We start from the raw sequence: 12,835 nt of genomic DNA, 5'->3' as shown, positions 1-12,835 counted from the left end.
AGAATATTCTTATCAGGCTTTTTTATTGTTGTGAAAAAGTAAGACCTTGAATAATATAAATACGTGAACGAAAATGATAAAAGTTTCGATAGCCATAGGCTACCCGTTTGATTACCTTAAGTTTATTGTTTAAGCCTTCAGTAATACCATTAGAATAAGGGAAGCGAAAAGAATTTTTAATGCCTTCTTTATATTTGATAAAGAAGAGTAATTTCTTTTTGAACCAGTGTGGTAGCTGATAATCTAGCTGTTGAAGATACTCAAAAAAGAGCGTATGTTCTCGATGAGAAAGAGCATATTTTAAGTATTGGACCGTATCATAGTTTGTTCGTAGGACATCATCATAGTGCAACAGTTCATCGACAATATCTTGTTGACTTAATGGTCGTTTAAATAAGGGCTGATAAGCTCGACAGTTTATATCTAATTTATCGGAATCTTTCAATAGTAGCTTCCAATAGCGTTTTAAACGACGGTATTGTTTTGGTTCAGAACTTTTCAAACGGTTCATCGTTTGAATTCGCAGTTGGTTCAACGTACGATTCATTTGTTGGACGATATGAAAGCGATCCGTCACTAATTGAGCATTCGGAAAGACCGTTCGAAGAAGTTGATGGTAACTAGCGTTCATGTCTGTTACGAGATACGCTACATGTAGCCGAGCTTCACGTGTAAAGCGCATGAAATGAGCGGTCAATTTGTGTAGTCGTCTATCTTCCAGCACTTCTAACAACTGATTCCGTTCTCCATCCACACAAATAAAGCTCATACTTCCTTGGCAAGATTTCATGGATTTAAATTCATCGATACATAGAATTTTAGGGAGGAAGTTCCAGTTTGTTCGATAATTTTTTGATAGTCTCTCCATCATTCTAAGGACTGTTATGTCTGAAACAAAGTGTTTTTGAGCAATCATTTTTCTTGAAACATTCTTTTTCAAGTCAAGCATAATTTGGTATTGAAGCTGTTTAGATAAGTGATGATGTTCTTCAATCAGCTCTGTATGAGCGTGGAAAGTAGCACCGCATTCATGACAAAGAAAACGTGTCCGTTTTAGTTCTAATAGAGTGAAGCGCTCATTAAATACAGGCAATTGAGCTGTTGTTGTATGACTGCCATTTTTGATGATTTGTCCATGATTGAGGCGCCCACATTTCTCGCAATGAGTAGGTGAATAGGTCAGCTTGGCTTTAATTACTTGAGCTTGCACTCCTTTTACTGGTCTTTGTTCCAACCAATTTTCTTCAAACCGGAGGTTTTTATCTGTAAGTCCGAGCAATAATCTGGTATTCTTATCCATAGGGAACAACCTTTCTGATGATTTGTGGTTTTTGTCGATTTCATTTTATCAGTTAGTTGTTCCTTTTTTGTATTTAAATGCTCAAAAAAGTGCTGGTAGAAAATCTTTTTTGATTTCCACCAACACAATATATTGTAGAGCCAAAATAATCCAGATGCCAATCAAGTTGACTGGTATCTGGATTTTTCGTTAGGACTTATGTCCCAAGCTCATTAAATTTATTTAAAAATATTTTTGATCTAAACTGAAAACGAGGATAATAAATAATTACTATTTTTTCTCTAAATACTCATTTTTTAGTGTCATAAACTCCTCATATGCTTCATCTATTTTTTCTTTACACACTTTTTCCCATAAAGAAATTAAGAAATCTCTTTTTTCATCTGAATGATCAATAGTTGAATCTATGTCCATTTCTCCTCCAAAGCCGATTGAATCCTCCACCCCATGAACAAATCCATTTCTTCCTGCATAAGCTATTTCATGTTCTACAATTGTACATCCTTTGCTAGAGTTAATGAGATCTTTAAGTCTTGCACCTTGTTCTAAATCTTGATTTAAATCTACATCATCTTCTAAAAAAAGTTCTATTAAAATATGCTCCATTTTCATTGTATAATTCGCCCCTATTTTTTATAATTATGTTTTGTTGTAACATCAGTAATTTTGATATTTCCATTGCTATCTCTTTCATACGTAATTCTACCTTGACCTCGTCCTTTACCTACTCCTTTTAGATCAATAGCTCTTTCACCGCTTCTATTATGACCTAAAGAATGGTCATTCAAACCAGATCCTTCAAGTTCACCTTTTTTTAATTTATCTAACGCATCATCTAATGCTTTTTTTTGTTCTGGAGAAAGTTTTTTAATTTTTCTTTGTACATTTTTGGGTATTTCAATATCTACTTCATCTACATTGGAATCGCTGAATGATACAGAGGGGGCATCATTTAGGAGAGTTAGGATTCCAGTAGATACTATTATCGTCCCTATCCCTTTTACTACGTTTTTTATGTTCGCAGCACCACCAACACCAGGTAACGCAATTGTCGGATCAACAATTCCTTTTTTTACGACCATTGCAGTATAACTGCTTTTCGGCAACATATCTCCATTCAATTCTAGAATTGAATAAAGTTCAGAATTATTTTTTGGATTGAGTATCTTTCCATTTTTTAGAATAATCCAATCTACTTTATTCCCATTTGTCACACGCCGTATTTCATACCCGTCTAGTTTGGCAATTGCGTCCTTAATACTCTTATTTTTTATGGCTTCTAATTGCTTTTCTCTGCTTTCCCAACGTTTATTAATAGATCTCGCCCAATTCATATCTAATTTACTGATGTTGAAAGTACCTGAAGAAGCATTCCATGCTTTGCATCCATTGACTTGAGCTAAACCACGAGAAAACTCTTGCTGACTTGCTTCATATTCAGCAAAAAAACTACTGGAACGAGCATTATAAGCGTGGAACTTTTCAAGTTTTTCTCTTTTTTTAGAAATAGAATCACAAGCGTTCATATATCGACGTTCTAAACTTGGTTGGAAGTTTTTCGAGACCTGCATCTGGTGTTCTAAATTTCTTTTAAGCTGTTCCAGTTGCTCAATCTGACTTTGGATTTGATCTTCGTCAGTATCGATACCCGAGACAGAGCTTTGGTATTCAGTGACTAAACGTTTGTGCGCTTGCTGCATTGCTTCACCTGTCATAAGCGCTGATCGACAAAGAGGTGTATAAACCACACTAAAATAGCTTTTAGCAGAATCATAGGCTTTACCAGATAAAGGAGCAGACAAGAAATGAGAAATACTGTCTTGTAGTTGTGCAACGGCTTGATTTGCTTCATTACTCATACGTGCAGCTTCTGCTGCCTGTCTTTGCATCTCTCCTACATAGAATTTTAAACCCATCCCTCAATCCTCCTCGTTTTTCAGTAAAGCTTTTCGCTGCAATTGGTAAGTCTCTTCTTCAGAATCAGCTAGTTCTTTTTTCATACGCTGCAATTGCTCTTCATTTTTTTCTAGTTGTTGTTGTGCTCTTTTTGATTGAAAAAAACTATCTTCCCCTTTATCCTGAAAAAATCTACGATCTTCTGGATCACTGGTTGCAATAAGTTCTGCATAAATCCGTTGTTCTTGTTGATTCAAATAGAAAAAATCTTCTCTTTGCTTCTCAACGGACTTCAGTTCTTGTTTGACCAAATCTTGTTCATTTTGAATCGCTGATAGTTGCGCTTTGTAATCTGATTCAATCATTTAAACCACCTACTCATAGGAGACGTATTTAGTTGAAATTTTTGTGCAGCCTGTTGATCAATTTCCGAAAAATCTTTAGCAACTGAATGGATTTTACTTCCTGCTGTTACTATACTTGTAGACAACTGCTTCAACCCTTGTCCATACGTAGTTGCTGATTCCATGGCGATAGCGTTCCCAGAAATGTTCGTTCTAGAAGCTGTATTAGTTAAACTAGTAACACTGTTCAGATTTACTAAATGAAGCAGATATGCCTCCTACTACTGAAAGACTACTTTTTACTCCCATATAAATTCCCCACCTTTTACTTAGTAGTAAAAGTATAACAAAATGAGAACTTATAAACAATTCTATCTATATCATAAAGGAGATTTTCAACACTGAAGCTTCCACCTCCGCACACGTAGAGAACATGTGGTTCTACTATGACATTAATTAAAAAAACTGAGCTCAGCTAAAACCTGCTGCTCTCAGTTTATCGTTTATTATTTCATTATTGTCTTTCATTTTGTCGTGCAAGATAGGTTTCCAAATATTCACTTAATAGTTTATATCCTTCCATCTTTTGTTCCACTTCTTTCGGGCAATAAATCCACTTACCCATAACTTTTCGTTTCTTAGATAATACCTCTATTTCTTCTAAAAAATCATTCAACTCATTGATCAGTCGTTGCGTGCTTAATTCATTGCCTAATAAAATATCTTTCTTCTCTCGTTCATATACAGAAGCCCAGAGATAGGGGAGTACTTCAACTTGTCGGATATTCGCATAAAAGTTATCCTTTGGCATCATCCCTTTATGTCCTGACCCACGTCCTTGTTGGAAAAAGGAATGGATAGCCCACTCTAATTTTTTCAAACGACGTAAAGAGGGACCATTTGGGTCTTGGGAATTCGCACTATCTTGATTATACCCTTCTTCTATTGACCAAGAACTTTTAACCCCAGTATGTTGTGGATGTTTTTCTGAAACACGATCAAGCATTTCTTCGATTGCTAACGTCACTGTCGGTCTCTCCTCGCCAACTTCTGCTACAGCTTTGGCGGGTCGATTTGCTTGTAGAAACGTCTCTTTGGTCGGGAAGCTTCTAGTTGCTTGTGCAGTAGCCGTTTGCTGGGATGTCTCTGCGCGTGTTGTTGGTGCAGGAGGTGGTCCTATCATTTTATTGCTTGTTCTTGTCACAGGGTCTTGCTGAGCTGTTTTGATTGGTTCCGTTTTTACTGTTGGTGTTGCTTTTGACGTTTGACGCATTTTTTGTTCTAACTCAGCGATTTTTTGATGTGCTTTGATTAATTGAACGTCTACTTTGCCAACGGTTTGCGTTAATTTCTTTATTTCTGTTGCATTTGATTTTAACTGTTCTTGGTCTTTTTGATGTTGTTCTGCTAGCCTTTTTGCTGAATCGCTTTTAGTCAGTTTTACTTTAGGCACTTTTTTCTTTTCATTTTTGACTATTGTAAGTTCTGTTTCAACAGCTTGTAACTTCATAGTCAATTGATCGATCACTTGGGTTAATTTAAGGGTTTCTGTGGTTGTTTTTTGTAATTGCCCATGATCTTTTTCAATTCTTGCTAGTGCTTCAGAATCTGGTTTCGCTTGTATAACGGTTGACTCTACAGCATTCAATTTCCCATTGATTTGCTGTAATTGGTGTGCGATAGTCGTAACTTCTTCATTGGTTGTCGCAACTTTCTCTGCAAGCTTTGCTTGTTCACTAATTGCTTTTTTAGCGGTAGAGAAGGTTAGTTTTGGTCCTTGTACTTGTTTATTTTTTTCGATTGTTTTCCTTAGTTCGGTGACTTGCTCATCCGAGTGAGTCAGTTTTTGTGTTAGCAAATCGATTCGCTGTACTGCTTCATCTAACCGACTTTCAACAGTTGGACCGGATTCTTCACTCGAATCAAATGTAATTTTGAATTTCGGTGGTGCTTTTGGCTTTGGCTGTTTTTCTAATTTATCCGTTATAAGCGTTTTAAAGGTTGCGAACTCTTCCGCTAATTGCCTTATTTTTTCGTCAGTCATTCTTAGCTGTTTAGCATTTTTTGATTCTAATGCTTCTTTAGCAGCAATTTTACTTTGTACTACTTTAACTACGGGCGGTGTTCTCTTCTCTTTAACAGTTTGAACTTTTTTGTAAAGATCATTTAAATTTTCACTAAATTGATTCATCATTTCGCTTAAAAGCAAGACTTCACTATTCGTTTCTTGTAATCCTTTTACCATTTCAAGCGGAACGTCTTCAGCAAAACTAGATAGATGTTCTAGAGGGCTTTCAGGAACTTCTAAACTGCTGATCCAAGTACGTAAGTCGCTGATCTGTAATTTGCTTAATGGATGAGCCAAAGCTAATAGCAATGTAATGTAAACAGCTTTTTGTGTAACGCGAACATATAGATTTTTTACTACACAGTCTTCAAATTCATGATTGAATTCATTTGGTAGGTCCGATAGAAGTACTTCAAATTGCTCTGGCTGTTCATAATCTTCTGATACTTCGAATTTTCTTATAAGATAGACAGAATATTGGCTCAGAACATCCTCTGAATACAGCTCTTCTCCTAATCGATTTGCTTCCATTTCTTTTCTTAAAAAAACTTTTTTGCTTCCTGTTGTACTCTTTGTAAGATTCACCTTTTCCATATGTACTAACGGCCCCTTTTTTTACTTGTACCTTACTTTTTTATTTAGAAACACCATTTTTATAATTATATGTTTATTACACTCTTTTTTACAATCATTTTTAATTTTAACCTAAAAACAACTAGATTTGTTTTCACAAAATACGATAATGTTGTAAAAAAATGAGAATAATCTAGGTTTCACTCTATTTTATATGATTTATTTAAAGTGATTATCTGTTTTAAAAAAAAGATAAGATAAAACTGAGAAATAGTCCTATCTTATCTTTGATAATGCACTCTTTATAAACCGATTTTATCCCTTCTATTGCTTATCTATTCATCAATATAAAATGTTGATGTTATTCTAAAAATCAAAATCGTCCTCACAATCGTAATAAAAGCATCTTTAAAAACATCTAGTCTTGATTTTGACATATTCTCATTACCTCATTTTACGTTCTTATAAAACAGATCCAATGATCATGCCCCGCCTAAAGATGGAGAGAAAATCAGCCTAAAGGTGGATTCAGTGGCTAAAGATTCTTGCTATACTTTATTCATAGAGAACGAGAGAAAAACTGGAGGTTTTTAGAATGGAACAACGCTCAATGCTACTGAATATATTAATGGTAATCGGATTTTTCTTTATAGGAAGTATTATTTTAAGTATCATACTAGGACTTTTAGGTGGCTTATTGTGGCTAGCAATCAAGATCTTGATTCCTGTGGCTATCGCTGTATGGTTAGTTCGTATGATTTCAGGTCCATCAAATTCCCGTAGATATTATTAAGAGATCACTAAAAAAGATGAGCCTGGGACATAACTAAAAAGGGTATGTTTCAGGCTATTAGTAACCGAATAAACGGTGGGCGCAGAAGCAACTCCTTCGGAAATAAGCTGAAATTCACAAAGATTTGAAGATCCATTTTCGTAAATTCCTTCTTATTTCTCGGAGTTAAATACTTCTGTCCCAACCTCACCTTTTTTAGTTTTTTTCTTTTCCCAATCTTGCCTAGCTATTTTCTTTTGCAGTGTACATTTTCTCTCGGTAGTGCACTAGTTGCTGTTTTTTTATTTCTTCAATAGCGTTTACAGCGTATGCAACGCCCATGTGATAATCCTTATGGACTTGTTTGGAAACAGTTAAAAGATTACTTTCATGATCACTTCCTCCTGCGGATACAAAGACTAAGTGATGAATCTCCACTTGATGATCACTAGCTGGAATTCTGACACCAAAACGATTGGTAACTGCTAAATCTTCTCCAGTGACTCTGCAATAAAAACGATCTCTACTAGCTATTCTATGTGGTAACGTTGACATTCCTCGTTTAAAAAAAGTCGCTTTGCCATAGTTTCGGCTACAGCGATCCGAACAAAATGATCTTCTGCGGCCTTCCAAAGCGTGATTACACCATTTACATAATCGGTTATCTTCCCTAAGATCAATCGTTTCAAAGCCCAATGTTTCGCCAAATGCTTTTTCGTATTCATAAAGACTTAGCCAACGTCGTTTATATGTATCTGTTTTTTCTTCCAAACGTAATTGGCTTCCGTTCGCTTTGTAAACATATTTATCTGGAATTTCTTCCACTAATTCTTGAATTTCCTGTTTTCTGTCCGTTGAAAAAGCTAAAAAGTCGTTCGTCGCTAATTCACCCACACCGAATTGCCCGACTTTTTTACATTTAAAACAAATATAGAATTGCGGTAGCTCGGCAGACTCTTCCGAAAAAAGTAATTCTACTTTTCTTGAACAGTTTGGACAATAAGCCTTTGGTAGTTTAAAGCGATGATAGTTCATACTGTCATTCCTTCGTATTTTTTTCTATTATAGCGTATTTTTACAATTAACCGAATATAAAAAATAGAGGACGATCCCTAAAGATCAGCCTCTACTTTTTTTTGATTCAATTCAGAATCGTTTATTCACCTAATTTATCCGTTTTTTTGACAATTTTTTTAATTTCATGAATGGCTTTCTTTTGTTCCAAGTAGCTCTTCACTTTATTTTCATCGCCATCGATTTTACCTAAAGTTGAATCTAATTTATCGATTTCAGTATTGATTTGGTAAACCAATGAATCTTGATCATCGATCCAGTTTTCAGCATTTTCTACTGCTTTATCAAGAGCTTTCTGCTCTTCTTTTTCGATCTTATTTTCTTTGCGGATAATTGATTTTATTTCATGTAACGCTTTTTCTTGTTCATAAAAATGTTTGATTTTGCTATCTGTATCTTCCATTTTTCCAAGAGTCACGTCTAACTTATCCATTTCTTTACCGATTTTTTCTACTAATTTTACTTCTTTTTCTGCATAATTTGTCATTATTTGTTCCTCCTCGTCTTATCTAAATGCGTAAACAATCTGCGTGATACCAAAAAGCATAAAATAAAATCCAACTAGAAAACTTAATGTTAATGCTGAAGATAAAGGATTCATTAATAACATGATTCCTAGAATAATCCCCAAAACATCAACGACTAAAGTAAACCAGAAATAGCCAGTACTGACTGATTTCGCTAAGTCTAAAGCGAAAAGTCCAAAAACAGAGTCTAGGATAAACCAAATCGCAAAAATAAAGGGTAATGCTGCAACACCGATATTTAAGTTAAATAGGAAATATACCCCGATAATAATATCGATGACCCCTAAAATAATTGGCGCATAGGCTTTGTATCCTGTTAGTTCCTTCATTCTATTTCGTACTAATATTTCAAAAATCCCTTTCACAATTGCGAATACTGCAAAAACCATCACAATTGCAATTAAGTTTCCTGCTGGGTCTTGGAAAGATAGTAACGCTGTTAAAACAAATAGAATCCCTAGAATCAAAGAACCCCAGTCAATACCCTTCCTGCTTGTTTCATTCATAATGTCTCGCTCCTTTTTAATTCTTTCTACAATTTTATGGTACTCCTAAAAAAAGGCTAGGTCAAAATAAAAGGTCTGAAAAATAACAAAAAAATCTGTTTCTGTAAATTTTCCTTAAATTAATTTCATATATTAAATGCAAGAAAAAAATTAGTTTATAATAGAGCGCTATATTGTTTTACAACATAGTGTATGACAATATACCATTCATACGGAGGGGCTTGTTTGGACACTACTCAGATGTTAAAAGGATTACTCGAAGGATGCATTTTAAAAATCATTCAAAAAAAAACAGTCTATGGCTATGAAATGATTACTTTATTGTCTGAATATGGTTTAAATATGGTCAGTGAAGGCAGCATCTATCCCGTCCTGCTCAAACTTCAAAAATTAGAATTGATCTCCGGTGAAATGCGCCCATCTTCAGAAGGACCAAAACGGAAATACTACTCTTTGACGCCAGCAGGCAAAGCCTACTTACAGCAATTTGAAAAACAATGGGTCATAATCTCCACAGGCGTAAACAATATTATCGAATAAGAAAATGAGGGCTGTAATGAATACAGAAGAATTAGTCGAACAAAATAATCAACTAAGAAAACAATTGAATCCAGAAAATAAAACATACTACGAAGAGATTTTAGTTTATATTCGCGTAAACATAAACAAGAAGGAAAAACAAACGGAAGAACTTCTCTTAGAAATGTTACAAGATATTCTCAATGCCCAAAAAAACGGTACTTCAGCACAAGTATTTTTTGGTAAAAATCCGAAAGAAATCAGCGATGCCATTTTAGCAGAATTACCAAATAATTCAAGCAAAGATTTAATAAAATTTGTCATGATGGTCTTTATTTTGCTACTTCAATTCAATCTATTTACGCTTCTTTTGGAACCTGTAATAGCCGTCAGTCTCTTTAAAACAGGTCTGCCGATTTTATTGTTAGCCTTAGCAATCATTTTTATACTTGCATCTGTAAAATACAGTCTCTTCTCAAAAAAAGTAAGTTATTCTTTTGCCTTGTCAGCCTTTATGTGTTGGTTAGCAACGTTCTTAGTACCAATAATCGATAATAAGATGAACGGGATAGGAAAAACAGTGATTCTTTCTCACCAATTATTTGCGTTGATTTTACTGCTTTTATCTGGCATTATTTTAGTCGGTTATTACTTAGAAAAAAGTAGCTCTTTAGAGACTATCCCTACTGTCATTCTTGCAGTTTTAGCATTCACTATTTTCATAGGTTTAGTCAATCCAGCTACATTATCTCTTGCTAGCAAAATGCTTTTTTCAACCCTATTATTGCTGATAATGTTTGTACTTCCTTCTATTCAATTTTATAGACAAGAAAAAAAGAATTAATTCTATTTATACTAAAAATACAGGGGTGTGATACAAAAGTAAAAATCACTTTTGTATCACACCCTAAATGCGAATAAACGGTAGGAGCAGAAGCAATCCCTTCTTATTTCTTTGGATTAAACCCTTCTGTCCCCGCCTCCTATATTCTTTATTTTTTTTTACCTAAGGTTTTAAATGCTCGTTTGATGACATCAAAGAATCCTAATGATTGTACCATATGATCTGGTGCAACATATTCTTGCATTTCTCTAAGTACTTTTTTAGGTTGCTTAGAAGAAAAGGTAAAGGTTCCATTTTTCTTTGTTTGAATCGCATAACGCGGAATCCATTTCCCTTTAAACATCACAGAAGCAATCACGTAATCAACTTCTTCCCACGGAATTTGAACAAATTTACGGCTATCACGAGAATTATAAAATTCAAAACCTTTGTCGCCGATCATAATTTTCCCATAATCCGTAAGACCCGTAAAGGCGGTGGCATCCGTTATGAAATCTACTTTCGTATTCAGTGATTGAACCATTTTAATTGCCCCATTTCCCTTGTAATCTATCCTTTTTATTATACGTGTTACCAAAGAATTAAGCTATGTAAAAGAACTTAGGACAAAACTAAGAAATCGTTTTGCCCTAAGAGTAGAATCGAAGTAAAATTCAGGTTAAATTATAGTAATCCAATAACGTGACCAAGCACACCGACTACGAATAAACCAAGAATGATAACGATTGGTGAAACTTTTTTCTTCAATAACCACATACAGAAGAATGTTAATAGTAAAGCTGCTAACCCAGGAATCAATTGATCTAAGTTATCCTGTAGAGTCGTTACTTTCATTGCTGAGAGTGCTTTACCTGAGCCAACTTCCTCAAATGCTTTTTGAAGTCCTGAACCATCGATTGGTAGTTTATCCCATTCTACATAAGCACCTTTATCCAATTTAACCGTAGAAACAATTGGAAGGAACTTGATGGATACCCATCGCTGTACCAGAGCTGCCAATACGAACATCCCTAAAATCGAAGCACCTTTCGTTATGTCTTGTAATAACCCACCTGAAAGATCTTCTGTGATTTTAGAACCCGCTTTATAGCCAAATTCTTGTGTATACCACATAAATGACCAACGGATTAAATTCCATGCTACGAAGAAAATAATTGGGCCTAAGATATTTCCGCTAATCGCTAATGAAGCACCAAGCGCGCCTAACATCGGACGAACAGTAAACCAAAACACTGGATCACCAACACCAGCCAAAGGTCCCATCATTCCAACTTTAACCCCTTGAATTGCTACATCATCAACGGGAGCGCCATTGGCACGTTCTTCTTCCAACGCTAATGTTACACCAAGAATTGGCGAAGCAATATATGGGTGAGTGTTAAAGAACTCTAAATGACGTTTTAATGCTGATGCACGATCTTCTTTTGTTTTATATAATTTTTTGATTGCTGGGATCATTGAAAATGCCCATCCACCATTTTGCATACGTTCATAGTTCCAAGAGCCCTGAATAAATGTAGAGCGCCATGCAACGGCTAAACGATCTTTTTTGGATAATTCAATTTTTTCTGCCATGTCTCTTCTCTCCTCCTTCAGTTTAATAGTCGTTTAAGATATCGCCAAGCGGATCACCAGTGTTGTTTCCGCCACCGCCACCATTTGAAGAACCGCCCATTTTAGAAAGGTTCAAATAGATCAATGCTAAGGCAACACCTAAAGCACCCAGTGCGATCAATGTTAATTGAGAAATTGCTGCTACAACGAAGCCAATGATAAAGAATGGCCATACTTCTTTGGTTGCCATCATGTTGATTACTAATGCGTACCCCACAGCTACGACCATACCACCACCGATTGCCATTCCTTCAGTCAACCATGCTGGCATTGATTCCAATGCAGATTGAACCGTTTCTGCTGGAATGAATAACAATGCTGCTGCTGGAATTGCAATGCGGATACCTTGCATACATACTGCTAAAATGTGCAACATTTCGATTTTTCTAACATCACCCTTTTCAGCTGCAGCATCCATCATGTGCACGATTGGTACAGCAAGTGTACGAACGATCATTGTTAAGAAAAGACCTGCTACTGCAAGTGGCACAGCAATCGCGATTGCTGATGGAACACCTTTAACACCTTGTCCGCCTAAAACTAAAATAATTGCTGATGCAACAGATGCTAATGCCGCATCCGGTGCTACTGCGGCTCCGATGTTCGCCCAACCAAGTGCGATCATTTGTAATGTTCCGCCAAGAACGATCCCAGCTTCCAAGTTACCAGTTACTAAACCGATCAAGGTACATGCCACTAACGGTTGATGAAATTGGAATTCATCAAGAATTCCTTCCATACCAGCTAGAAAGGCAACTAAAATTACTAAAATAATTGTTATAATAGACATGATAAGCC

General features: G+C 35.6%; 15 protein-coding genes. 3 read left to right on the top strand and 12 right to left on the bottom strand.

Annotated elements, in window-relative coordinates:
* Positions 1-22: 22 nt before the first annotated feature.
* The 6 genes from AC1PU0_RS00380 to AC1PU0_RS00355 form a co-directional block, all read right to left on the bottom strand.
* Positions 23-1,300, bottom strand: coding sequence for an ISL3 family transposase (locus tag AC1PU0_RS00380; RefSeq protein ID WP_479998608.1), 1,278 nt, complete (start codon positions 1,298-1,300; stop codon positions 23-25).
* Positions 1,301-1,570: 270 nt separating this feature from the next.
* A complete protein-coding gene (locus tag AC1PU0_RS00375) occupies positions 1,571-1,912 on the bottom strand; it encodes a hypothetical protein (RefSeq protein ID WP_206849767.1) in 342 nt (113 codons plus the stop codon).
* A gap of 14 nt (positions 1,913-1,926) precedes the next feature.
* Positions 1,927-3,216 (bottom strand): T7SS effector LXG polymorphic toxin, encoded by a 1,290-nt coding sequence (locus tag AC1PU0_RS00370; protein WP_206849766.1) that lies wholly within the window; start codon positions 3,214-3,216, stop codon positions 1,927-1,929.
* Between the two features lie 3 nt (positions 3,217-3,219).
* Positions 3,220-3,561, bottom strand: a complete 342-nt coding sequence (locus AC1PU0_RS00365) for a DUF3958 family protein (RefSeq protein WP_206849765.1) — start codon at positions 3,559-3,561, stop codon at positions 3,220-3,222.
* Complete coding sequence (locus AC1PU0_RS00360; protein WP_277989342.1) at positions 3,558-3,791, bottom strand: TIGR04197 family type VII secretion effector; 234 nt, start codon at positions 3,789-3,791, stop codon at positions 3,558-3,560. The genes AC1PU0_RS00365 and AC1PU0_RS00360 overlap by 4 nt, the downstream gene beginning before the upstream one ends.
* Before the next feature lie 263 nt (positions 3,792-4,054).
* On the bottom strand, positions 4,055-6,202 hold the full coding sequence (locus AC1PU0_RS00355) for a coiled-coil domain-containing protein (RefSeq protein ID WP_206849764.1): 2,148 nt from the start codon (positions 6,200-6,202) through the stop codon (positions 4,055-4,057).
* Between the two features lie 574 nt (positions 6,203-6,776).
* On the opposite strand from AC1PU0_RS00355, the gene AC1PU0_RS00350 reads away from it, so the two are divergent.
* Entirely contained in the window at positions 6,777-6,974 is a 198-nt protein-coding gene (locus AC1PU0_RS00350) for a hypothetical protein (protein ID WP_111249004.1), read from the top strand.
* A 222-nt stretch (positions 6,975-7,196) separates the two neighbouring features.
* Here AC1PU0_RS00350 and AC1PU0_RS00345 read toward each other — a convergent pair whose 3' ends face one another.
* From AC1PU0_RS00345 to AC1PU0_RS00335, 3 genes are all read right to left on the bottom strand, one after another.
* Entirely contained in the window at positions 7,197-7,988 is a 792-nt protein-coding gene (locus AC1PU0_RS00345) for an HNH endonuclease (RefSeq protein WP_206849763.1), read from the bottom strand.
* 121 nt (positions 7,989-8,109) lie between these two features.
* Positions 8,110-8,514 (bottom strand): hypothetical protein, encoded by a 405-nt coding sequence (locus AC1PU0_RS00340; protein ID WP_069653219.1) that lies wholly within the window; start codon positions 8,512-8,514, stop codon positions 8,110-8,112.
* A gap of 18 nt (positions 8,515-8,532) precedes the next feature.
* Positions 8,533-9,060 (bottom strand): HdeD family acid-resistance protein, encoded by a 528-nt coding sequence (locus tag AC1PU0_RS00335; RefSeq protein ID WP_069653218.1) that lies wholly within the window; start codon positions 9,058-9,060, stop codon positions 8,533-8,535.
* A 225-nt stretch (positions 9,061-9,285) separates the two neighbouring features.
* Here AC1PU0_RS00335 and AC1PU0_RS00330 point away from each other — a divergent pair, with 225 nt between their 5' ends.
* Together AC1PU0_RS00330 and AC1PU0_RS00325 are read left to right on the top strand one after the other, a co-directional pair.
* A complete protein-coding gene (locus AC1PU0_RS00330) occupies positions 9,286-9,600 on the top strand; it encodes a PadR family transcriptional regulator (protein ID WP_083241718.1) in 315 nt (104 codons plus the stop codon).
* 16 nt (positions 9,601-9,616) lie between these two features.
* Positions 9,617-10,423, top strand: coding sequence for a DUF1129 domain-containing protein (locus AC1PU0_RS00325; protein ID WP_206849762.1), 807 nt, complete (start codon positions 9,617-9,619; stop codon positions 10,421-10,423).
* Positions 10,424-10,571: 148 nt separating this feature from the next.
* Here the strand turns inward: AC1PU0_RS00325 and AC1PU0_RS00320 are convergent, their stop codons facing one another.
* From AC1PU0_RS00320 to AC1PU0_RS00310, 3 genes are all read right to left on the bottom strand, one after another.
* Entirely contained in the window at positions 10,572-10,946 is a 375-nt protein-coding gene (locus AC1PU0_RS00320) for a DUF956 family protein (protein WP_069653216.1), read from the bottom strand.
* 140 nt (positions 10,947-11,086) lie between these two features.
* Positions 11,087-11,998, bottom strand: coding sequence for a PTS system mannose/fructose/sorbose family transporter subunit IID (locus AC1PU0_RS00315; RefSeq protein ID WP_069653215.1), 912 nt, complete (start codon positions 11,996-11,998; stop codon positions 11,087-11,089).
* Positions 11,999-12,020: 22 nt separating this feature from the next.
* Entirely contained in the window at positions 12,021-12,827 is an 807-nt protein-coding gene (locus tag AC1PU0_RS00310; protein ID WP_069653214.1) for a PTS mannose/fructose/sorbose transporter subunit IIC, read from the bottom strand.
* Positions 12,828-12,835: the final 8 nt, after the last annotated feature.

The sequence above is a fragment of the Enterococcus sp. XAF26B05_ASV22 genome (assembly GCF_056727285.1).
The sequence above is the reverse complement of the archived record's forward strand: the minus strand, read 5'-3'. Positions and strand labels throughout refer to the sequence as shown.

What these genes read in the sequence shown, in the direction of transcription:
- AC1PU0_RS00370 (WP_206849766.1), bottom strand. Translation starts at nt 3,216, where the DNA reads ATGGGTTTAAAATTCTATGTAGGAGAGATGCAAAGACAGGCAGCAGAA.
- AC1PU0_RS00355 (WP_206849764.1), bottom strand. Translation starts at nt 6,202, where the DNA reads ATGGAAAAGGTGAATCTTACAAAGAGTACAACAGGAAGCAAAAAAGTT.
- AC1PU0_RS00365 (WP_206849765.1), bottom strand. Translation starts at nt 3,561, where the DNA reads ATGATTGAATCAGATTACAAAGCGCAACTATCAGCGATTCAAAATGAA.
- AC1PU0_RS00335 (WP_069653218.1), bottom strand. Translation starts at nt 9,060, where the DNA reads ATGAATGAAACAAGCAGGAAGGGTATTGACTGGGGTTCTTTGATTCTA.
- AC1PU0_RS00345 (WP_206849763.1), bottom strand. Translation starts at nt 7,988, where the DNA reads ATGAACTATCATCGCTTTAAACTACCAAAGGCTTATTGTCCAAACTGT.
- AC1PU0_RS00380 (WP_479998608.1), bottom strand. Translation starts at nt 1,300, where the DNA reads ATGGATAAGAATACCAGATTATTGCTCGGACTTACAGATAAAAACCTC.
- AC1PU0_RS00375 (WP_206849767.1), bottom strand. Translation starts at nt 1,912, where the DNA reads ATGAAAATGGAGCATATTTTAATAGAACTTTTTTTAGAAGATGATGTA.
- AC1PU0_RS00340 (WP_069653219.1), bottom strand. Translation starts at nt 8,514, where the DNA reads ATGACAAATTATGCAGAAAAAGAAGTAAAATTAGTAGAAAAAATCGGT.
- AC1PU0_RS00320 (WP_069653216.1), bottom strand. Translation starts at nt 10,946, where the DNA reads ATGGTTCAATCACTGAATACGAAAGTAGATTTCATAACGGATGCCACC.
- AC1PU0_RS00325 (WP_206849762.1), top strand. Translation starts at nt 9,617, where the DNA reads ATGAATACAGAAGAATTAGTCGAACAAAATAATCAACTAAGAAAACAA.
- AC1PU0_RS00350 (WP_111249004.1), top strand. Translation starts at nt 6,777, where the DNA reads ATGGAACAACGCTCAATGCTACTGAATATATTAATGGTAATCGGATTT.
- AC1PU0_RS00310 (WP_069653214.1), bottom strand. Translation starts at nt 12,827, where the DNA reads ATGTCTATTATAACAATTATTTTAGTAATTTTAGTTGCCTTTCTAGCT.
- AC1PU0_RS00315 (WP_069653215.1), bottom strand. Translation starts at nt 11,998, where the DNA reads ATGGCAGAAAAAATTGAATTATCCAAAAAAGATCGTTTAGCCGTTGCA.